The sequence below is a fragment of the Paenibacillus sp. JT22N12 genome, from assembly GCF_056269365.1.
The window spans coordinates 153654-175219 of sequence record NZ_JBWDNU010000014.1 but is presented as its reverse complement, the minus strand read 5'-3'; the positions used below and the strand labels follow the sequence as shown (position 1 = coordinate 175219).

Here is a 21566-nt window from a genome sequence, read left to right as displayed (position 1 = left end):
CTGGATAGTATTGATACTTTTGTCCTTTAATCGCCATAAAAATGCACCCCTTAGAATTCATCGGAATAACCAGGGGGTTTTTCCAATGTCTATTCTAAGGGGTGCACTTCAGAATCGGCACGGGGTCTCCATTTTTAAGCTGCCTATGGGTTTCTCCCTGTAAGAATCTCCACCTTATTCGGATCCGGCCACACCGGGTCGTAGGTCGGGCGGTTGACATAACGCGCCAGCGACAGCTCCAGTCTGGTTCCCGAGCCCGGCGCAAGCTCCACGCTCAGCCACTTATCCCCTACTTCAATCCGCCGGATTTCCCCGCCCTGCCCGTTGAACATAACGGCTTCCTCGAACCGGTGCTCGCCGAACGCGCCTGCCTGCACGATCACTTCCTTGCGCTCAAACAAGCTCAGATTCACCAGCTGAAGCATCAGCGAGCCAGCGGAGATGGATTCCACAAGAGCTCCGACATCCTCAGGCAGTCCCGGCCGCTGCCTTACGCCATCGTAATACCGGACGCTGGCATGCTGCAGGCCGCCATGGGAAATATGCATGGGCGCGCCAAGCGTAGTCTGCAGAAGTCCTTCAAAATAAACCGGACACATCTCCTGCCATTTATGAATGCTGGACAGATCCTCCAGATTGAAGCCGTCCGAGCGCCACTTTTCAGGATCGCCTTCAGGTGAACGCATTTTATGAAGCTGATTGCCGATCAGCCGATGGTTGGCCTCCAGTATCCGCTCGGGATAACCCGGATTGTTTCCCTGCATGTATTGAAACCATGGAAGCGTATTGCCGTTGTAATGCTTGGTGCTCTTGTTCGTCTCCGCGCTTGTTCCCGATACGCCGGGAATCGTGATTCCAAGAGAGCTCCCATCCAGTCCAATCCGCCGGATGCGCTCCAGATCCTCGTCCGCCATCGAGATGAACCAGAGATGGATCGGAATAAAAGGATCGGCGGGGCGGTAATCCGTCCATCCTGCGTCGGTATGTTTATACGGAACCGATGAACGGCCATTCACGGACTTCCGAAGCTCCCAATTGCGGTCCAGCTGGTCCCGGGCCACATTCAGCCGTTCCATATCCCCTGTCAGCAGAACGGCATTGGATGCCGCATTGACCAGCGGTTCGATAATGGTTATGAAGCCATGGGGCCAACGCCAGCCATAGTAGCCGCCCCACCACTTGCCGTCCATATATTCTCCGATTATGCCGCTCAAGCCGACATTGTCCGGCATAATGCCGCCGTTGGTCTCGGCTCTCTCCTTCCAGGCATCGACATATTCCAGTACCCAGTCGCGAAGCTGCTGCTGCCCGGAATACATATAAGCGTTCGCGACCATTCCCGTCGCGTTCAGATTCAGCGGGACATCCCCTCTGGCCATCCGCTCATTCATCATCCGGATAATTTCCCGATAGACCCCATCATCCGACCAGGCGCATCTGCCCGAAGCATAATCCACGCCGGCCAAATCCTCGAACGGAGCGGGATAATGATCCAGTATGCCGCGGTGCGTGCTCCAATCCTCCTCCGTCAAATTGAAACGCGGCCCCTGGCTCCCGTTAATGGGAGAGCGGATCAGCCGCTTTTCCTTGTCGTAATTGGGCGCCTCCGGGTCATCGCCGGTGTACATGGCGGCAAACCGCATCGCTCTTTGCCTGTTCTTCAAATAGCCCGGGTCTGCAAGGCCGAGAAAATATAAATAAAGATAACCTTCGCCGTGATGCATCCAATCGTAATAGGCATCAAATTCGCGGGAGATTTGACCGTATTGCGTCCACTGCCACGTAATCCCTTCCCACAGCTTCTGCGCCAGCTCCAGCGTTTCGTCGCTTCCTCCCAGCACATACAGCAGCGCCAGATACATGAAGCCTTCATAAGGATCATCCGAGCCATCCATGCCGGGCCAATCCGGCCGCCAAATCAGCGTGCCGTCGGCGCGGGTATAACGGTTTACGAATTCGGCCGCCGCCTGATTCAGCGAATCAAGCAGCAGTCTCTCCATCAGCGCCCAATGCGGAGGAGCCCAGCTCTCCTCTGCCGCTATTTTTATCATCGCCTGCATCTCCCCGTTGGAATGTATAAGGATATCTTTAACATGCATCTAGCGTTTTTTCAAAATATAATCATTGCCGACCAGATAGCGCCAGAAATCCAGTCTTTGATAGAATTCCTTCTGCCAGTCCGAACCGTACCAGGGATGCCGGGTTTTTAAAATTTCCACTACCTCAGGGTCGTCGTAGCCGTCGGTATTGAACAGATTGCGCTGCTGCTCCACGGAATTCAGGCGGATTTTGAACACATAACGGGTTTTGTCCGTTTGGTTGGGCTGCGCGCAGTGCCAGATATCCTGGTGCATGAAGGCGATCGTACCCGCCTTCGATGCCAGATGGCGCTGGCCCGCGATATTCTTGTAGCGCGAAATGCTCCAATAGCTGGCCCGGCGCAGCTGGGAACCGGGGAGCACCAGCGTCGGACCCATTTCGACTGGCGTGTCATGGGCGAAATAAAAGGCCTGGATGTCAAAGTTGTGGGGATTCGGATTCATGACGCCGGAATCCACATGCCAGTTCTGCGATTTGCTGTTATTGGGCTTGACGGTATGCAGAAAAGAATGGTCATAAACATAATTTCGGCCCACCAGACTTTCAATAACGCCTCTGACCTGGGGCAGCCCGAAAACCTTGCGGATCGCCTCCGAGCTGTTCCAGAATTCGTAGCCCTGCGGTTCAACTGTCAATTCATCCTTATAAACCGCCTCATTCAGCTCCTGCGGAACCAGATCCTCCAATACAAGCAGCCCGTCACTGCAAAAGCGGGCCATCTGCCGCGCATCAAGCAGATGCTCATTCGCCTTGCTGACCATTGATCCCGACCTCCCTCTCCAGCAAATATTCCCAGGGCAGATGGCCCGTTTCGTTCTCATGGCCATGCATGAAATACGGCAGCTGGGGAGCCTGGATGACCTTCCATCCGTCCCTCATGGCATCCAGCACCGAGTCATAGGGAGGAATCGCGGAATCACCTGTTTCCATCCGGCTGTCCCCTTCAGCCGATGCACCGTCGTAAAGCGCCCACGCCACCGTTTTGGAGCTCAGCTCCGGGTTGGTCAGGCACAGAAACAAAACCTGCTGTCGTTTGACTGTCATCGTTATCGCACCTCTTATTCATAAAATGTGGACGTCAGATTACAGATGATATCCGCCATCGATCGGAATGACCGCTCCATTCACCCACGATGACCGGCTGCCTGCCAGATACAGCACGGCATCGGCAATTTGCCGCGGCGTCCCCACATGCGGCCCGTGCTTGGCGGCTTCCGCCAGCCGATCCGCCTCTTCGTGATTGACCGTAAACTGCCGGAACCACTGATTGAGCAGCGGGGTTGCAACTCCCCCGGGCATAAGCGCATTGAAGCGGATGCCCGCTGTCCGCAGATCAAGCGCCAGCCCCTGCGTCATATGGTTCAATCCCGCTTTTATCGTGTCATAGACCAGGTTATTGCTGTCATTGCGGATACTGTTGATGGAGCTGATATTGATGACGCTGCCCCGGCTTTCCCTCAACCACGGAAGCGCTGCCTGTATGAGGAAGAAAGGGGCCTTCAAATTGACGTTAAGCAATCTGTCCCAATCCTCATGCACGATCTCTTCAACCGGTTTGTTGCAGACGAGAGCGGCATTGTTGACGACAATATCAATGGTTCCCCATCGGCCTGCCGCCTCATGAACGAGCCGGGCCGGCGCATCGCGGTCTGCCAGATCGGCTTTTACAAAATGGGCTTCGCCCCCGCTCTCCGTAATGCTTCTGGCGATCTCTTCCCCTCTCGCCTGATCCCGGCCGCATACCAACACCTTCGCGCCGTGACGCGCCAATGCTTCGGCCGCCGCCTGACCGATCCCGCTCGTTGAGCCTGTTATAATCGCGGCTTTACCCTGAACGCTCATTTCTTCATCTCCCGAAACCGGTAGTTTTACGTTATTGCCTGTCAGCAGCGGAGCGGGGGCCGACATCGGACAGATCAATCGGCTTGAACCCAAGTGCGAATGCCGGCGAATCCTCCTTGAGCGTAAAATCTCCCCCTGCCGCATCCACAAGGCGCGGATCGGCATAGATGGAATGAAGGTCATAACCCAGCTGCCTCATATCCTCGATGGACCGGGTGTCGTCCAGCGAGAAATTCGCCTGCTCATCGAATTTTTGATTGCCGGATAGCGGCTCACCGCCGGAGACGTCCCAGAACAGATTCAGATCGCTGTAAAAGCCCTTTTTGTCGAAATGGCCGGCATATCCCGCAACGAAGATTGGCTGCCCGTCGGCAATGACCAGATTCTTCTCGAATGTTAAGGAATTATGACCCTCCGCCCTGCTCAGAGACGCCTGGCCTTCACGGCCGAAGGCAAAAATATTGTTGCGCACGATATTTTCCCGGCCGTAATGCTGATGAAAAACCTGGCTGGTCGTCCGGAAGCATACGTTATTCTCAATGATGATATGCGAGCTGCCTTCATCCGGATAAATCGCCCAGCCGCCATAGTTGCATTTTTCGATATCATGAACAAGATTGCCGCGGATAACCGTGCCCGGCTGGACGCCAAGCGTGTAGATGCCGCCCATATCGCTGAGCAGACCGTGGCCGATATCATGAATATGGTTCTTCTCGATCCGGTTGTCCTTCGATACATTCTCCGCATATCCCCACACCCAGCCGCAGGAAATTCCCGTGTAATACAGATCGTGAATATGATTATGCGAGATGCTGTTGCCAAACGAATGCACGGAGAGAATGCCGCAGGCACTGTGAAAGATACGCCCGCCGCCGTGAATATGATTGTCCGTAATCCGGTTGTTTCCCGTACGCCTCAGCACAGGGCCATCCGCATCCGCACCGTCCAGCTTGATCCCGCCTGCTCCCATATCGGCGATTGTATTGCCGACAATACGGTTGGACAGGCAGCCCTCGGACAGTTCGACGCCGTACCAGCCGATTCGCTCAATCCGGCAATCCTCGATTGCGCAATAGCGGGCTCTGCGCATATAGATCACGCCGGGAATATGGAATGCCGCCTGAGGTGCCGCTGCAAAATCGATTCCCGGGCGCTCGAACCGCTCTCCCCCGCCTTTGGGCTGTACCCAATCCGTATGGGCAAAGGAAAGTCCTTTGAAGGACAAGTATTCCACATATTTCTCCTCGTCCGGCCTGCCTTCCAGCTTCAGCAGCTGCTGCGCGGAACAGGCGACGAACTCCGTTTCCTCCAGCGTTTCACCCGGGTGCGGGATGTAATAGACTTTGCCGGCCGAGCGGTCAAGATACCACTGCCCGGGCTCGGTCAGAGCCTCGAATACATTCTCCACATAATATTTGGCGTACCGCTTCGCCACATCGTCTTTGAGCACGAACATGCTCCTCCGGCTGGACTTCACCTCACCCGTGAGTTTATCGAAGGATTCCACCGGCATTCTTTCTTCGATCCAGTAATGGACGGCGACGACATCCACATCGTTCATATTGCGCCAGGAGCCGTCGATATCGCCTGGTGAGCAAACGAACGTATCCGTACCGGCGAACAGATCGCTCGTCATACTTCCGCTGTGGAAGCCTGTGCCCGGCACATCCTTCATCCAATAAAAGCCCCGCCTGGGCAGACGGGTCCTCGGCCTGCGCTCTCCGCTCACGAACAGCTGGCGGAAATACCCTTTGCCTCCGGCCGCTTCCGGAACATCAGCTATCCACATCGGTATATCGCCCACTGTCTCTTCCCGCCAGCCCGTAATCCGCCAGCCCCCATCCACCACAGGCTGCTCGCCCGGATAGGCGGCGTACGTGACCGGTCCCGAGTCCTCGGGCGCAAATACGACCGGCTCCGTCTGTTCGTAAACGCCGCCCCGAAGCCATACCGTAACCGGTCCTGACAGCATCGCCGAGTTCTTCAGCCGGCGGATGGCATCCCGCGCTCCGGCGATTGTGGCAAAAGGGCCGTCTTTCCCGTCAGGGCCGGGGTCCGGCTGTCTGCCTGACCAGGCGTCATTGCCGGAAGTGGAAATATACAGCTCGTTTATGCTCATGCTCTCTCTCCTTCTGTAATTCTTTAATAGCTAAGTCATTATAGAATGGCTGCGCATACAGAAACGTCTTCCGATACTCGCAAGTGTTACAAGCGTGTTTGCCTTGCCCTTGCCTAAACCCGGCTAAGCCTGCCGATTCACTGCAGCCTGCTTATCTGCTTGCCCGTTCTAGGCTTTAATAGAGCCCGAAGTAAGTCCTTCGATAAAATAGCGCATGCCGAGCGTAAACATCAGGAGCAGCGGCACGGAGGCGAATACATAGCCCGATGTAATAATGCCGAGATCCGGCCGGGATATTTTGCCTACCGAGTTCCCGGCATCCGGCGCGTAACTGGCCAGTGCCATGGAAATCGTCTGCAGGTTCGGCGTGCTGATCATCAGCATGGGCCAGATCAGATCGTTGTAAATCGATAGAAAATTCATGATCGCGATCGTGATCAGAATCGGACGCGCCAGGGGCAGCGCGATCGACCACACGCAGCGGAATTCGCTGGCGCCCTCCACCCGGGCCGCTTCGAACATTTCCTCGGGCTGGGAGGTGAAGAAGGTGCGCAGCAGAAAAATCGCAAACAGCTGGCCGCCGCCAATGTAGAATACAGCCAGCCCCTCCAGGCTGTTCTTCAGATGCAGCCAGTCGGCAAGCACGAAGTTCGGTGTCAGCAGCAGTACCCCGGGGACCGTCATCAGCATGACGATGACCCAAAACATCATATTCCGGCCAACGAAGCTGAGCCGGGCAAACGCGTAGCCGCTAAGCGTCGCGAACAGCATGATGCCAAGGATGGAGATGACGCATAAATACATGGTCCGCAGGACAGGAGCCAGCAGATCAAACAGCGCGAACGAATAATTGCTGATTTTCGGCGGCCAGGGCAAGCCCCAGAAATCTCCGTATATGAGCAGGCTGTCACGCAGCGACATAGAGACCATCATAATAATGGGAACAAAAGAAAGAATCAGGATAACAGCCAGCAAGGAATAGCTGATGATCGCTTTTGCGTTTATTTTCCTCGGCATCCTCTTTAGACTCCTTCCTGTTTGGAAAACCGCAGGTTCAGTATCGAGCCGGCCAAGACGAAGACAGCCAGAACAAAACCGATGGCCGAAGCATAACCGAAATTGGCGTTCGAGATCTGATTGTACATCTGCAAGCCCGGCACATAAGTAGCCGTTCCCGGTCCTCCCCGGGTGAACAGATAGATATTGGCGAAGCCCTGGATGCTGCCTATGAAGGTGAAGAACAGAATCAGCCTGATCTGCGGCCGGATCATCGGCAGATCAATTTTCCAGAAGCGTCCCCATGAGCCTACTCCGTCGATGGAGGCGGAATCGTAGATATCTCTGCTGATCCCGATCAGACCGCCGAAATAAATCAGAAAAGCAAAGATGCTCACGAATGGAAATCCCGCCATAATAATACTCCAGAGAGCGAGGTTCTCCTCTCCAAGCCAGGCATGCTTCCAGCCGTCAAGTCCGATCACGCCCAGAAACTGATTGATCATGCCGACTTCGGGCTCATACATCATCTTCCACAGCAAAATGCCGACAACGCCGGGTACGATGCTTGGAACGACATAAGCGGTGCGGAACCAGTACTTCATCCGGCTGCTGCGGAGCCAGAAGATCAGCTCCGCAACGAGCAGCGGCATCGTAACCTCTTTGATAATCGAAGTAATCAGGATCAGGAACATGTTCCATATCCCGATCCAGAAAAATTCATCGGACCACATTGCAACGAAATTACTCAGACCGATCACCTTGAGCGGCTCCTTCAAGCTGAAGTTGGTGAAAGAATAGAACACCGCCATCAGTGTCGGCGCAATATTAAAGATAAGAATGAGAATGATGGAAGGCAGCAGCAGCATATAGGCGGATCTGGAACGCCTGAGCTTCCTGCCGAAGCGGATGACGGCGGCACGCCAGCTTGCAACAGACCACACAAACAGGCAGAAGGCTGTTATAGCAAGCGCCGCATCGACGACGATCAGGGCGGTTTGAATATAAAACTGCCTCTTTGCATCCAGAGCGCTGCTGAGGGAAACCGTTACCGGCTTGCCCTGATCGGTCAGCAGCAGAATTTCATCGCCTGTTGTGCCAATCAGACTGTTGATTGAACCGGCTGAAACCCCTGCATTATAAAGAGCGTAGCCTTCCGCATTCAGCACAAACAGCTTCCCGTCCTTATCTCCCGCCAGAATATGTCCCGCTTCGTCCACCGCTGCGACCATTGTAATCGGGTATGCGGAGAGATGATTGATCCACAGAACCTTCCCTTGGGCCGAGACCAGCGAAACATTGCCTCTCTCGTCTCCAGCCAGCAGCTCCTGCTTCCCGTTCAGACTGAGCCGGGTAATCGGCTGGATCAGATTCGTTCTCCACAGCTCCTCGCCCTCAGGGGATAAATAGCCGACTTTGGAATCCGCGGTGCCGAAATATACGCCTTGCTCTCCGGCTGCGACGGCGTTAACGTCAAATCCGATCTTCGTCTTGTACCGGTCCGCTCCGGACTCGTCGAACAGACCGACCCAGAACCGGTCTGTATACTGTCCAATTCCGTAAGCAATGGCCATTTCACCGTTTACCGCCGAATCAAGTCCGATGACTCTGCCGTTCACGTCGAAGCCGGCAATCTCGTTCAGCGTCAAATCAAACACATATACCTTTCTGTCGCTTGTGCCGATATAGATCTTGCTCTTGTCGGCTGACAAGGCAAGCGCCGAGGCCGTTCCTTCAAGCTTCTTCTCCCTGAGCACCTGCTGCTTGCCGTCAAGCAGGATTAACCGGCTGTCGCTAGTGATTGCGGCGGTCGTCCGGGCGTCAATCCCGGCGGCTTTCATCACATTCCCGCCGCTGATCGGGCTGCCTGTCTTGTAAGGCTCACCGGAAGAGGCAAAAACGAGAACATACAGCAAATTCACAAGGATGAGCAGGATAAGCGTTCCAATGGCAGCCCGCAGTCCTCTTCCGGCGAATATCGGCGCGCCTTTTTCCCGTGTTATGTTCGGCATAATACCCTCCTGCCCCGGGCGGCTACTGCCCCGGCGCCCGCTCCGGATGCTCGATGTCTTCGGCGGTCAGCCCTGCGTTCTTGATGATCGCGTCAAAGTTTTTGGTCCATGACTCCTGAAGCTTCTTGCCGAATTCCTCAGGCGTGATTTTGCCCTCCAGCGCCTCCTTATACAAATTAAAGTGGGCCTTATCCAGGTCAGGCACGCGTGTGGATAACGGATTGTTGAGGGGAATCTCCGCGTTTCCGAGCATTTTGACCCCTTTGAACATCTCCTCGATCTCCGCCGGGACCTTCACATTCTTGACCATAACCGGACCGCCGGGATTGAACTCATCGGCTGCCACCATGCCGTCGACCCATGCCTGATAGCCGGGCTGGGAGAGCCAGAACATGACGAAATCCAGCACCATATCCGTTTGAGCCTGATTCTTCTCGATAATGCTCACATATTCGCCTGTTGCGGATTCGACGCTCCGTACGGGACCCTGCACAAGATCTCCAGTCATCGGCGGGTTCTCGAATGTTCCCCAATTGAAGGGCTTGAGCGAGCTGGTATCTGTAATTTTCAGTTCCTTCAGCCGGGCCGGGTCGTTGAGGTTAGCCATATCCTGCTTTACTGTCGGCAGGCTCCAGGTGCCATCAATAATCATGGCCGCTTTCTGCTGCAGGAACAGCGGATAATCGTCGGTGCTGACGAAGAAATCCTTCTGCGCATATTTTGGAAACACCTTCGCCATGTTGGTGACCATCTGGGCCATTTCCGGTGTATCGAAACGGATTTGACCGTCCCTGATCGCTTTATACATCCGGGCCTGATTAAAATTATATTTCAGATCAATATAAGGATCGTTCGGATCCGCTTTGAAATTCCCGTCCAGCTCGTCGTCGTAATTGTAATCTCCCTCATGCGCCCGGACGATATCATGCCAATTGCGGGTGAATTGATCCAGATAAATCTCGATCACCCACTGCGGCACCTTCCATACGAAGTTGGAGGCAATCGGAATGATGCCTGCCGCGTTGATCTTCTCTGATACCGCCGCAAGCTCATCCCAGTTGGTCGGCGGCTGCAAGTTCAGCTTGTCGAAGATATCCTTGTTGTAGAACCACATAATATGGACCGATTGCGTCGGAAGCATGATCCGGTCTCCTTTGGCATTCTTCGCCACGAAGAAGTTAAAGTCCAGATCATCGTCCCACTTGTTGCCGGTATACGGGTTGACCTGATAGCGGTACTTATCGAAATTCAAATACTTGTCATAGGTCGGTACATAGTTGCCTGCCACCAGGTCAGGACGCGGGCTGCCTACAGCCAGCATCGTTCCGAGGACGGTCGGATAATCGCCGGCTGAGCTGCCCTTGGGCTCCCATACCAGCTTCACATTAGGCTGCACCTTCTTGTAAGCCGCTGCGAGAGCCTCGAACGCTTTGGCATCCCCGACATCATCGGAATTCCCGTTCAGGGAAATGACGATTTCCCCGCTGTATTGTTTATGTTCAGGTTCAGCTGCCGCCGGTTCCTGACCGGCTGCCGGTTCCGCTGGCGTATTTGCACCATTGTTCTCTTGGGTCGCCGGCTCATTATTGGCAGGTACAATCGGCGCGGACGAATTGCTGCACGCAGATAAAATTGCGGTCAAAGCAAGGAGCGTAACTACGAGCATGGAGCTGATCTTTTTCATGCATAACCCTCCGTAGAATAGATTAGGAACGCAGAACGCATTCAAACCCCTTTTCGAAGCAGCAGCCTGTGGTCAGCTATCTATTATAGGTTTATCGAATAAAAACCACCTCCTTTATACAATAAATGGATAATCGATTGTGATGCTGCTATATAAAATGAGTATTGGGAGGGGCAGCAAGTGGAAATAGGCTGGGATAGTTTTGATAATTGAGGATTGATAACGCAGGAAAGGAATAATAGAGGCTCTTGGGTGAGGATGATGTAACCGTTTGCAATATTGAAGAAAGGTTTGGTTTATACCTCCCCTCCATTGCTTTCGATCCAGTCGGTCAGATTTTGCCTGGAATAATTCAGATGCTGCCGGATCGCATTGCGGGTTCCCTGCCAGTCCTGCTGCAGCAGCTGCTTTACGATTTCCCGGTGCTGCGTCATGGATAGATTGTACTGCTCGGGTGTGGGGTCGCTGACCGTCAATATCCGGAAATTCATCAGGTTCTGATAGGTTTCAAGAATCTGAATATTGCCGCAGGCGTTAATAAATTCCGTATGAAAAATCATATCGAAATTACCATACTGCTCGATAGGCGTTACCGCCGGGTCAACCTCCTCGACCGCGAATTGGGTGAGCTGATCGAGCTTGGCAGCAATCTCGTCGAAGCGTTCCCCGGAGAACGTGCGGTATTGCTCAAGCACCCAGAAATCGATCATCAGCCTGAACTCAATCACCTGCTCCACATAGCTCTTATCGATCCCCACGACAAAGGTCCCCACCTTGGGTACGGTTTTGACCAGTCCCTCGGCTTCCAATCGATTCAGCGCTTCGCGGATCGGAGTAATGCTGATGCCCAAATTTTTTGCAAGGACAGGGATGGATATTTTCTCATTGGTACGGAAGCTGCGGCGGATAATCATCTGCTTCATCGTACCGTATACCTGATCGAATAAATTGGAGGTTTGTATTTTGGGAAGTTCCACAGCAATCACGCCTTCTTCAAATAATGGAAAAAACCATTTGTTATATATAAGATATAAGATGCCCGGAGGGAAGTCAACCCAAAATAAAATACGACAAAACTCAGCAGAAAAGAGGCGAAGCCTGTTTCGGCCCGCCCCTTCCTGTACTCCTATCGCCTGTTAAACCACCATGCTTAGACCATGATTTTGCAGATATCGTTCGTGAACTCCACGGGATCCTGAAGCGGCAATCCTTCGATCAGAAGGGCTTGATTGTAAAGCAGAGCCGTATACAGCTGCAGCTTTTCCTTGTCCTTGCCATAAGCGTCCTTGAGGGATTGGAATACCGCATGATGCGTGTTGATTTCCAGCACCTTGTCCGCTTTTACATCCTGATTGTTTGGCATCGCCTTCAGGATCTTCTCCATCTCGATGGTGACCTCGCCGTCCGTCGAGAAGCATACGGGATGAGTGCGGAGTCTCTTCGATGCTTTGACGCTGCTTACTTTGTCCGCGAGGATTTCTTTCATCGACTCGAACAGCTCTTTATTGTCGTTCTCATCGGAATCCGACTGATCCTGATCCTTGTCCTCCTCAATGCCGAGGTCGCCGCTGGATACGGATTTGAATTCCTTCTCTTTGTAGGACATGATCATTTTGATCGCGAACTCATCGATATCATCGGTGAAATACAGGATTTCATAGCCTTTGTCCGCTACCAGCTCGGTCTGTGGAAGCTTGTCGATCCGTTCATTTGTTTCGCCGGAGGCGTAATAAATGAATTTCTGGTCTTCCGGCATTCTGGCGATATATTCATCCAGCGTCACAAGCTTCCGCTCCTTGGAGGAATAGAACATCAGCAGATCCTGCAGCACATCCTTGTGGCGGCCGTATTCATTATAAACCCCAAATTTCAGCTGTCTGCCAAACGACTTGTAGAACTGCTCGTACTGCTCTCTCTCATCCTTCAGGAGGCTTTGCAGCTGGCTCTTGATTTTGCTTTGGATGTTCTTGGCGATCAGCTTCAGCTGGCGGTCATGCTGCAGCATTTCCCTGGAAATATTAAGCGATAAATCCTCCGAATCCACCATCCCTTTGACAAAGCTGAAAAAGTCAGGGAGCAGATCGGCGCATTTGTTCATGATGAGCACGCCGTTGGCGTACAGCTCCAAGCCTTTCTCAAATTCCTTGGAATAGTAATCAAATGGAATGTTCTCAGGAATGAACAAGATCGCCTGATATCTCACTGCGCCGTCGACACTGATATGGATATGCTTGAGCGGCTTGTCGAAGCCGTAATGCTTCTCCATATAAAACTTCTCGTAATCCTCAGGAGTCAGCTCGCTTTTGTTTTTTCTCCAGATGGGAACCATGCTGTTGACCGTTTGCTCTTCCTGGTAAGCCTCGAATTCGTTCTCGGTGCCTTCCTTTACCCTTTGGCTGGAAATCTCCATCTTGATCGGATAACGGATGAAATCGGAGTATTTCTTGATAATCGCCTTTAAACGATATTCCTCCAGGTACTCGTCATAGCTCTCGTCTTCTGTGTTTTCCTTGATTTTCAGGATAACCTCTGTGCCCACCGTATCCTTCTCGAAAGGCTCAATCGTATATCCTTCCGCTCCGTGGGATTCCCACTTGAAGGCTCCTTCGCCTCCCAAAGGCTTGCTGATAACCGTCACGACGTCAGCAACCATAAACGCGGAATAAAATCCGACGCCGAACTGACCGATGATATCATGGCCGTCTTTGGACTCATTTTCTTTTTTGAACGCCAAAGAACCGCTTTTGGCAATGACGCCGAGGTTGTTTTCCAAATCCTCCTGGGTCATCCCAATACCGGTATCTGTAATGGTCAGAGTACGGTTTGCTTTATCGGCTGTAACTTTAACAAAGTAGCTGTCCTTGTCAAAAGCCAAATTGTCATCAGTTAGCGCTTTATAATAGATTTTGTCGATTGCATCGCTGGCATTGGAAATCAATTCTCTCAAGAAGATTTCTTTCTGCGTGTAAATGGAGTTGATCATCATATCCAGAAGCCGCTTGGATTCCGCTTTAAACTCTTTTACTGCCATCCTTATCTCTCCTCCAATTATAAAAAGATTTTCATCCTGCTTAAATAGTAACCGGATTGCGATTAGCACTCTAATCCATTGAGTGCCAATCCTTATTTTATAATCCCCATTTTTTTATGTCAATACGAAGAGACCGGTTTGTACAAAAAAACCCAAGCCGGGGTTGAGCTTGAGCTGGCGCCGTTGAACCGTATGCTTATACTGACAACTGTGCGGCATCGCCTGTACAGCTTTAGAACGAATCGCTCCCGCAGGCGATCAGGTTCAAGCCGGATAACTCGGGAATGGAGCCCCGCTTGACTCCCGGAGGCGTAACAGCACAGAGCTGTTTCGGCTCATAGTCTGAGTCGAATGCAAGAATGGCTGTCGTATGCAGCGGATTTCCGTCGACCTCGAAGGTCATCTGCACTTGACCTGTGCAAACACAACCGTCTTCGTAGTCGGCCTGGATACGGTTGTAGGACAGCAGCCGGAAATCCTGTTCCTCATGGAGCTTCCGCATTTTTTCAATATCCATCTAACCCCCGTATTGCTCGGTCAACTCTTCGAAATGTTGGGACTGCAGCGCGTTCAAAAACGCAGCGGTATTCTTTTCTGCATCATGTCGATTCAATAGAATTCGGATGCCCTGGATTCACCCCTCTCATTGCCGGGGGAGGAGACGCGCATTATATCCAGGTTCGAATGGTATGAAAAAACTTGACTGAATTAGCTGTTGCTGTTCTTGACGGCGACCGGTTTTCCGCGTTTTTTTCGAATTACCGCAATGAGCAGCAGCAATAAGGGATAGCCGATGGTAATATACAATCCCAATTTTCCGGCATATTCTGCAAACTCATATAATTCAAGCACGCTTTGCGGAAGCATGGCAATCAGAAAGATAAAAGGCAGCATGAAAAAAGCAAATATTTTATGCTCCTTCAAATGAAACATCTGGGTTATGGATTTGACCGTAAGGTAGAAAGTCGACAGCATCGTCGTGAACACATTAGTCACCCAGACCGCAAGAAACGCCGCGTCCAGCCGTTCCAATATATTGGCGGGCAGTGCCGTTGTTTTAGCCAATTCCAATGTAGGCCACATCAATAATTTGATTTCTTCCGGACCGAATACGGCTACGGAGGAAATGACTATGAGTACATATAACAAACTGGGTATAGCCCAGCCCCAAATCATGGAGAGATAGGCCTTTGTTGGGGATTTCATGAACGGGATAACCATCGTAATGATGAAGGAGCCTTGAAACAAGGCGGCAATCGTAAATATCCATAAAAACAGGTCGTGATGCTCATTACCCCATACAGGCAGCAAATTCAGGACGCGGGAGTTCTTAAGTGACAATGATACGATAGTAAGGCCGGGCACCATAATGAACGGCAGGTAAAAAAGATGGATACTGGCGAACGTCACAATATCCGTTCTGGCGAATACGGCTGCAAGCAGCAGCATCGCGAGAACGGTCACTTCCAATGGTGTCCTCTTTAATATGGAGGTGATAACCACTTCCCCAAATTCCCTGGAAATCGCAGCTGCCAATATACTGAAGAAAATGACAATACTCAGGCTGGCCACGAATGAGATGCCTCTTCCGATAATATCCTCGCTGTATTGAATAATCGACTGGTCAGGAAAACGGATGCCGAGCACCGTAACAATGATCAGGCCGAATAATCCGACCAATGTTCCGAGCAGCGTGACAAGCGGAGCTCCGGTATCTGCTGCGCGAACAGCAAGAAGGGGAACTGCGAGAACGCCACCTCCGATTGTAGAACTAACTACAATTGCTGCTACCTGAAGCGTGGTGATGGGACGCAATTCATTTTCTCCTCTCAGAATAAGCGATTATAGGGATAGGTTTCCATTTTTTTCATTCAATTATGTATCGCGATTCTTCTAAGTTGAAGTTGAGACAGTCGTTTCATGCAAATAATGATCGCGGTATGAATGACAGTGATCATGGACATTCGTGTACGGTACACACAGCATGCCCGATAAACTGACACTGGGACACAGAATAAACTGCTAGGTAGGGAACTGGATGGCCAAAAGGCATCCCAATGCGTTCATTCACCGCACCTTTTTTTGTCCGAAGGAATTCACCAGCTGGTCTTCTAGGCGAGGCAGGAGATTTGAGCGGATTTGTTCATGGCGAAGATCGTTGCCGGCTATCGCCGGCCGTCGTCACCAATGCAGTAGCGATCATAGTGAGCATTGCACCGCAAATAATTAGCGATTCTTATGCGTACATGTTTGTGTCATTAGAACCGTTTGAGGGGATGTTTATGTCACTGGATCGTGACACAAACATCCCCTCAAAACTAAATGCTTCTCCAAGCTTATACGAGGTAGTGAACGAAGCTTATGAGAGCCTTGTTAAAGTTGGTCTATATCGCAGTCAGGTCAAATACGCCGGCTGCCAGTTGCAGTCTATCTTCTCGTTCGCTGGCGGCATTGCGTCGACGCAGACTCACGCATCAGCACCTGCCTCGGCGATGGCCGTCGGAGCCGGGTGCAGCCATGGGCCGAATAGCGTCTTTCGTTAACTCAAATCTAAATCCAGGGTAGCTCCTACAATCCTATTCCTGCCACGTTACTGGTTTATCGACTATGACGGCATCCGTCCTCCACCATTGGCGGAGACTCCCCGCCTGGACTTGAATTACGATGAAATACAAGTCGCCAGTACCATTATTGCGCACTGTGCGTTCGCCTTCAGGGGCAACACGAACCGTCGTTCCTTCCTTGACATCAAAAATCTGTCCATCCACCTGGAACTGACCTCGCCCGCCAATGAAAACGTATAGCTCCTCATTTTCGCGATGGGTGTGAAACGGGATAGATCCTCCCTCCGGAAGTTGGTTCAGTGAAGTCTCCATACCAGTTAGTCCAAGCATGTCCTTCAGAAAGTACTTGCCTTTGATGGGGTCATCCGACAGACTGCTAAAAGGACCTGCTTCCACAACGTTAAAATTTATTCCATTCATTTGTTAACTTCCTTTCAATTTTAGTTTATCGCTAATTATTGACTAGCAATCAAAGTATAAAGTACGTACTTGCATAATGCAAGCACATATATCAGCTTCATAATCACGACTTGCAAATTGCACGTACAGAGAGTATAATCATGCACATGAAAAAGCGAACCTCGACTGATTGTCCCATCGTATATTCGCTCGATATATTAGGTGATCCATGGAGCCTCGTCATACTTCGCGATGTCCTAATCCATAATAAGCGGCATTACCGCGAGTTTCTTGCTTCAGATGAACGGATCGCAACCAATATTTTGAGCGCACGGCTCCAATCACTCACTGAAGCAGACCTGCTCATCAAGATAGAAGGCGAAACAAACCGCGCACAAACGATGTACCGACCGACGCAAAAGGCGCTTGATCTGTATCCGATCGTCTTTGCCATTATGAACTGGGGCTTTAAATACAACCCAAATACCGATATGAGCATTCCGATCATGCAAGAACTTAAAACAAATGAAAAAGGGCTGGAGCAGCGCCTTTTGCGGAATTTCGATGATATTACGTCTTGATTCAGTTTAACATGACTATAAGCAAGTTATTTATTAATTACATGTAGAAAAGACATGCAGATACGAGCATGTTTTTTTTATTTTCTATGGTTTTTTCGTATTCCTTGCTATCTAAAAAGCGAAACCAAGCCATTGGGCTTGAAACGGTATTGAACCAAAACTTCTTATTCGCATATGAGCTGAATACCCTCCATGAATCGGTACAAAGCACGTTTGTATCAGATACATGACCTCTAATACCTTCACCTAATTTCGTTGTCCGTATACGTACAAGAACCAGAGAAAGCCATCTTCTGACGGTCATGAGCAACCAATACACAAATCTGGTCATTGCTGATTCCACGGTGTTTATAGAATTCACCGTTCAGCCACTTACACTAATCATAGTCACGCCACGTAATATCCACGCTCTCGCCGTGGTACCGCTCGCAAAATACACTTGCATAAATATTGCCAATCTGCTTTTTACGTTCTGGACCGCCATGATCGCTCCACTGTTGAAGCTGAATATGCATGCGTATTTGATTCGTATCGCATAATAGGAGAGGACGTAGGACGCACATATCTGGATCATAAAAGAGTGGCGCATATCGTGGGCGCAAGCGGGGACATCGGCCGCGAGACGGCGCTGATGTTGACCGCCAAAGGTTACGCGGTGATTGTCTCGTCGCGGGACAATTAGCCGGAATCCGGCAACCGAGCCGGGATAACTTCGAGCGCATCCGCTCCGTATTCGGCAGTCCCGGATTGAGCCGTTTATTGTCCGGGACGTTTGTCGAAGTGACTGTCGATGATGAGCTTGGCGGCTTCGAAAAACACGTCAGGACGGAACCTTTCCTTGTGCATATAGGATGTTGACATGGCGCCATTGCATATGAGCCGCATCTTGAACGCGAGCTCGTCCGGCTTGCGTGCGCCGCCGCGCGTGGCGATTCGTTCGATGGTGTCCCACTGCTCCAGCCGGTTCTCGACCGCTTGGCGATGCGCGGGATGGTCCTCGTCCGGGAATTCCACAACCGCATTCATGTAGGCGCAGCCTCGGAAGCCCGTCTGCCGCATCCGCTCGACCAATTGGCGAAGCAGCATATAGAGCTGCTCCTTGGCCGAATCGGGATGAAGGAGCTCCGCCTCCTTCACTCTCTCCCGGCCGAGCCTGCCCCGCTCTTGCAAATAAGCGACAATCAGGTCGTCCTTCGTCGAGAAGCTGCGATAGAAGCTCGCCTTGGCGACGTCCGATTCCTCGATAATCCGATCGATTCCAACGGCACGAATGCCTTCGCGGTAAAAAAGCTCGGATGCCGTGGCCAAAATCCGTTCCTTGGCCGTGCGTTTCTTCTCCACATCGTTCCCTCCTGTCATTAGGAAATATATCTATGGGTCATTGACATGAGACAGATTTGTCTGTATCATTCAGTGCATGTGAGACAGACTTGTCTCCCTAATTCTACAGAAAATCCCCCGCTGCTGTCAAATTGGGCCATAGCCAATCCGTCACGGGGAGATCTCGGGTAAAAGGAGAGAAAATATTAATGTCCGACGTGTTGGAGTCACACAAACTTGCCGGGAGCGCCGCAGCCAGCAGAAGCAGGGCCAAACCACGGCCGCGGTTGATGCTTGCCGTCATGCTGTTGTCCGTATTTATTACGGTCTCGAATGTTTTCATTGTCAGCGTCTCGACTCCCGCTATTCAGAAAGCCCTTCATACGAGTTTTGCCGGAGTCCAATTCGTCGTTTCCGGCTATACGCTGGCCTATGCCGTTTCGCTCATTATCGGCGGCCGGCTCGGCGATAAATACGGGCGAAAACGCCTGCTGCTCTTGGGAGTAGCCGGCTTCACAGCCGGTTCGTTCCTAAGCGGGATAGCGCCAAGCATCGGTTTGCTCTTAGCCGCCCGTATCATTCAGGGCTTCAGCGCCGCGCTGCTTACCCCGCAGATCCTTTCGCTCATCCAAGTCCACTACCCGCCTGAGAAGCGCGGACCGGTCTTAGGGCTTTACGGAGCGTCCATAGGGCTGTCGGCTGCGACCGGACAGATCATCGGCGGACTGCTGATCAGTTGGAATCCCGGCGGTCTGGACTGGCGGACGGTCTTTTTCTTCACCGTTCCGGTCGGGATCCTTTTAATGGCGCTTTTGCCATTCATCAGTGAATCCAGAGAACCGGCCGGCAGCAAGCTCGACTGGACCGGGGCTTTTCTCGTTGCGCTGGGACTTTTCATGCTCGCTTATCCGCTCGTTCAAGGACCGAAGGAAGGCTGGCCGGCTTATCTCATTATCCTTTTGATCCTGGCACTGCCCGTTCTTATTGTTTTCGGACTATTCGAAAAGTCGCTTAAGCGCCGGGGACGCGTTCCGCTTATGAACGTCAGCCTATTCGGGCAAAAAATGTTCACCACGGGAATGGGTGTCGTTTTCCTGCAGTACCTCCTGTACGGGTCGTTCTTCTTCGTCAGCTCCTTTCTGCTGCAAGTGGGGTTTGGCTTCAACCCATTGAAAGCCGGCGCGATCGTCTTGCCGATGGGCCTTGGGATTTTCATAGCCTCCCTGGTATCGGCTAAGGTTGCAGCCAAGATTGGCCCCCGTGTCTTGCTGCTCGGCACTGTCCTTGCAGCAGTCGGTTTTCTGGCACTGGTCTTGTCGGTTCACCTTGCGGGAATAGGGTTTGCCGGCTACGAATGGATTCCGGCGCTTGCGGTACTTGGTATCGGCCTAGGATTCATCGCCTCTCCCATTACCAACATCGTTCTGGCCAAGGTGCGAAGTGACGATATCGGCTCGGCTTCCGGTATTCTGACGACGGGGATGCAGGTAGGACTGACCATCGGTATTGCCCTCATCGGCATCGTTTGGCAGAATGCGCTCGGTAATCCCGCTCCCGCCCTGACGGCGGCGCATATGCAAACCTACGCCGATGCCTTTATGCTCTGTCTTTATTTACTCGTGGGACTGACTGCAATTATTCTGGTCCTTGCCCTGTTATTGTCGCGTAAAGTTAGGACAAGCAGCGAGCGGTAATGCTAAACATCATGGTTCCGACAAGGGCGCCGGGTCTATCCAAGACAAGATGAACATATGATTCCGGAACCGCTATTAATAACGATAGATATGAGCGAAATCTCTTTCACTTAACTCATTCAACAGAGAATGGGGGCAAATGGCCAGATCCAACCCCATCACTAACACTGGCAGCGAAGAGGTCAACGGTCCGATCCCGCCAGGCTCCACTGAAACAATCATTCAAACCACTTCGTCTGAAGTGGTTTTTTTTTATTCAGTGGAGCCCAGGAAGGCGTAAGCAGTGTAAACATCATCGTCTGCTAATTCATTGGCCTGGAGATCGGAAGTCCTACATTAGCCGGGATCTTTCGTCTTACTTTGCACTTGTATTAATACCGATGCGCCATCAAAAAACAGAATATCTCCAAGATTCCATTAATATATATTCATAAACGACGATAGCCGAATCATTATATAAATTGTTACTCAAAAAATAGATATATTTAAATCTGAATTGGAGGAGAAAAATGTTTAAATCTCATCCTGCTAATACAGCAATTGTCATAACGGACCCACAAAATGACTTTCTTTCACCTGGAGGGAAAGGCTACTTTTTAACTAAACATATTATTGAGCATTACAACACACTAGGAAACCTTGAGATTCTAATAAGGACCGCCATGAGTAAAGGGTATCAGCTTTTTGTATCCCCTCATTATATATATCCGCATGATTATGGTTGGCAATTTACTGGAGCTGAACAAGACATGTTATTAAAGCTTCGGGTCTATCAAAAAAATCATGACCACATTTCTGTGGGAGCTGACTGGGTTCCATCGCTTAAGCCATACATCTTGGCAAACCAAACAGTCGTTGCGACCGCCCATAAGGTTGCCAGTCCGCAGAACAATGATCTAGTTTACCAATTACGTCAGCATAGAAAAGAAAAGGTCATTTTGGCAGGTGTCCTATCAAACATTTGTGTAGAATCGCATATGAGAGATTTAATTGAAAATGGATTCCAAACCGCTGTTGTATATGATGCCACTGCAGCTTTAAGCGAGAAGGATTTTCAAGCAGCGATTACAAATTTCCAGGCATTCAGCAGTGCTACGTGGTCAACTCAACAGGCGATCTCGCAATTATAAATCTATCCAGCAACTCTCCCAGAGGAAATTCTTTAAGCCTAGCATGCCCCTTTCACAGCGATCTTCCTATAAAATCCGTCTCCTCAGTGTTTTC

Annotated in this window: 18 protein-coding genes and 1 pseudogene; 4 read left to right on the top strand and 15 right to left on the bottom strand. The window is 51.3% G+C overall.

Annotated elements, in window-relative coordinates:
• Window positions 1-143 precede the first annotated feature (143 nt).
• The 12 genes from AC0YOA_RS32380 to AC0YOA_RS32325 form a co-directional block, all read right to left on the bottom strand.
• The gene (locus AC0YOA_RS32380; protein WP_475790114.1) at window positions 144-2051 is read right to left on the bottom strand and encodes a DUF8034 domain-containing protein; all 1908 of its coding nucleotides are present in this window, start codon (window positions 2049-2051) and stop codon (window positions 144-146) included.
• A gap of 48 nt (window positions 2052-2099) precedes the next feature.
• Window positions 2100-2861, bottom strand: a complete 762-nt coding sequence (locus AC0YOA_RS32375; protein WP_475790113.1) for a phytanoyl-CoA dioxygenase family protein — start codon at window positions 2859-2861, stop codon at window positions 2100-2102.
• The gene (locus tag AC0YOA_RS32370; protein WP_475765023.1) at window positions 2842-3144 is read right to left on the bottom strand and encodes a hypothetical protein; all 303 of its coding nucleotides are present in this window, start codon (window positions 3142-3144) and stop codon (window positions 2842-2844) included. The genes AC0YOA_RS32375 and AC0YOA_RS32370 overlap by 20 nt, the downstream gene beginning before the upstream one ends.
• 39 nt (window positions 3145-3183) lie before the next feature.
• On the bottom strand, window positions 3184-3942 hold the full coding sequence (locus tag AC0YOA_RS32365; RefSeq protein ID WP_475790112.1) for an SDR family NAD(P)-dependent oxidoreductase: 759 nt from the start codon (window positions 3940-3942) through the stop codon (window positions 3184-3186).
• A gap of 31 nt (window positions 3943-3973) precedes the next feature.
• Window positions 3974-6061 carry a right-handed parallel beta-helix repeat-containing protein gene (locus tag AC0YOA_RS32360; RefSeq protein ID WP_475790111.1) on the bottom strand — a complete coding sequence of 696 codons (2088 nt, stop codon included), beginning with the start codon at window positions 6059-6061 and terminating at the stop codon, window positions 3974-3976.
• A 168-nt stretch (window positions 6062-6229) separates the two neighbouring features.
• A complete protein-coding gene (locus tag AC0YOA_RS32355) occupies window positions 6230-7078 on the bottom strand; it encodes a carbohydrate ABC transporter permease (RefSeq protein WP_210037540.1) in 849 nt (282 codons plus the stop codon).
• 5 nt (window positions 7079-7083) lie between these two features.
• Window positions 7084-9069, bottom strand: coding sequence for a carbohydrate ABC transporter permease (locus AC0YOA_RS32350; RefSeq protein WP_475790110.1), 1986 nt, complete (start codon window positions 9067-9069; stop codon window positions 7084-7086).
• A gap of 22 nt (window positions 9070-9091) precedes the next feature.
• Window positions 9092-10753, bottom strand: coding sequence for an ABC transporter substrate-binding protein (locus AC0YOA_RS32345; RefSeq protein ID WP_475790109.1), 1662 nt, complete (start codon window positions 10751-10753; stop codon window positions 9092-9094).
• A gap of 296 nt (window positions 10754-11049) precedes the next feature.
• Window positions 11050-11730 (bottom strand): GntR family transcriptional regulator, encoded by a 681-nt coding sequence (locus tag AC0YOA_RS32340; RefSeq protein WP_475765015.1) that lies wholly within the window; start codon window positions 11728-11730, stop codon window positions 11050-11052.
• 173 nt (window positions 11731-11903) lie between these two features.
• On the bottom strand, window positions 11904-13784 hold the full coding sequence (htpG, locus tag AC0YOA_RS32335; RefSeq protein ID WP_210037536.1) for a molecular chaperone HtpG: 1881 nt from the start codon (window positions 13782-13784) through the stop codon (window positions 11904-11906).
• A 232-nt stretch (window positions 13785-14016) separates the two neighbouring features.
• Entirely contained in the window at window positions 14017-14301 is a 285-nt protein-coding gene (locus AC0YOA_RS32330; protein WP_475790108.1) for a hypothetical protein, read from the bottom strand.
• A 191-nt stretch (window positions 14302-14492) separates the two neighbouring features.
• On the bottom strand, window positions 14493-15599 hold the full coding sequence (locus AC0YOA_RS32325) for a GerAB/ArcD/ProY family transporter (protein WP_475790107.1): 1107 nt from the start codon (window positions 15597-15599) through the stop codon (window positions 14493-14495).
• 314 nt (window positions 15600-15913) lie between these two features.
• On the opposite strand from AC0YOA_RS32325, the gene AC0YOA_RS32320 reads away from it, so the two are divergent.
• A complete protein-coding gene (locus AC0YOA_RS32320; RefSeq protein WP_475790106.1) occupies window positions 15914-16327 on the top strand; it encodes a hypothetical protein in 414 nt (137 codons plus the stop codon).
• A gap of 33 nt (window positions 16328-16360) precedes the next feature.
• On the opposite strand, the gene AC0YOA_RS32315 is transcribed toward AC0YOA_RS32320, so the two are convergent.
• Window positions 16361-16768 (bottom strand): cupin domain-containing protein, encoded by a 408-nt coding sequence (locus AC0YOA_RS32315; RefSeq protein WP_475790105.1) that lies wholly within the window; start codon window positions 16766-16768, stop codon window positions 16361-16363.
• 140 nt (window positions 16769-16908) lie between these two features.
• Between AC0YOA_RS32315 and AC0YOA_RS32310 the strand changes: the two genes are divergently transcribed.
• Entirely contained in the window at window positions 16909-17328 is a 420-nt protein-coding gene (locus AC0YOA_RS32310; protein WP_475790104.1) for a winged helix-turn-helix transcriptional regulator, read from the top strand.
• A 128-nt stretch (window positions 17329-17456) separates the two neighbouring features.
• Here the strand turns inward: AC0YOA_RS32310 and AC0YOA_RS32305 are convergent.
• Both AC0YOA_RS32305 and AC0YOA_RS32300 read right to left on the bottom strand, forming a co-directional pair.
• Window positions 17457-17678: pseudogene (locus AC0YOA_RS32305) on the bottom strand (IS1595 family transposase); the annotation flags it as partial.
• A gap of 406 nt (window positions 17679-18084) precedes the next feature.
• Window positions 18085-18669: a TetR/AcrR family transcriptional regulator gene (locus AC0YOA_RS32300; RefSeq protein ID WP_475790103.1), complete on the bottom strand. Its 585-nt coding sequence runs from the start codon at window positions 18667-18669 to the stop codon at window positions 18085-18087.
• A gap of 188 nt (window positions 18670-18857) precedes the next feature.
• On the opposite strand from AC0YOA_RS32300, the gene AC0YOA_RS32295 reads away from it, so the two are divergent.
• Together AC0YOA_RS32295 and AC0YOA_RS32290 are read left to right on the top strand one after the other, a co-directional pair.
• Window positions 18858-20342, top strand: a complete 1485-nt coding sequence (locus tag AC0YOA_RS32295) for an MFS transporter (protein WP_475790102.1) — start codon at window positions 18858-18860, stop codon at window positions 20340-20342.
• Window positions 20343-20851: 509 nt separating this feature from the next.
• Complete coding sequence (locus AC0YOA_RS32290) at window positions 20852-21472, top strand: cysteine hydrolase family protein (protein ID WP_475790101.1); 621 nt, start codon at window positions 20852-20854, stop codon at window positions 21470-21472.
• The last annotated feature ends 94 nt before the right edge of the window (window positions 21473-21566 follow it).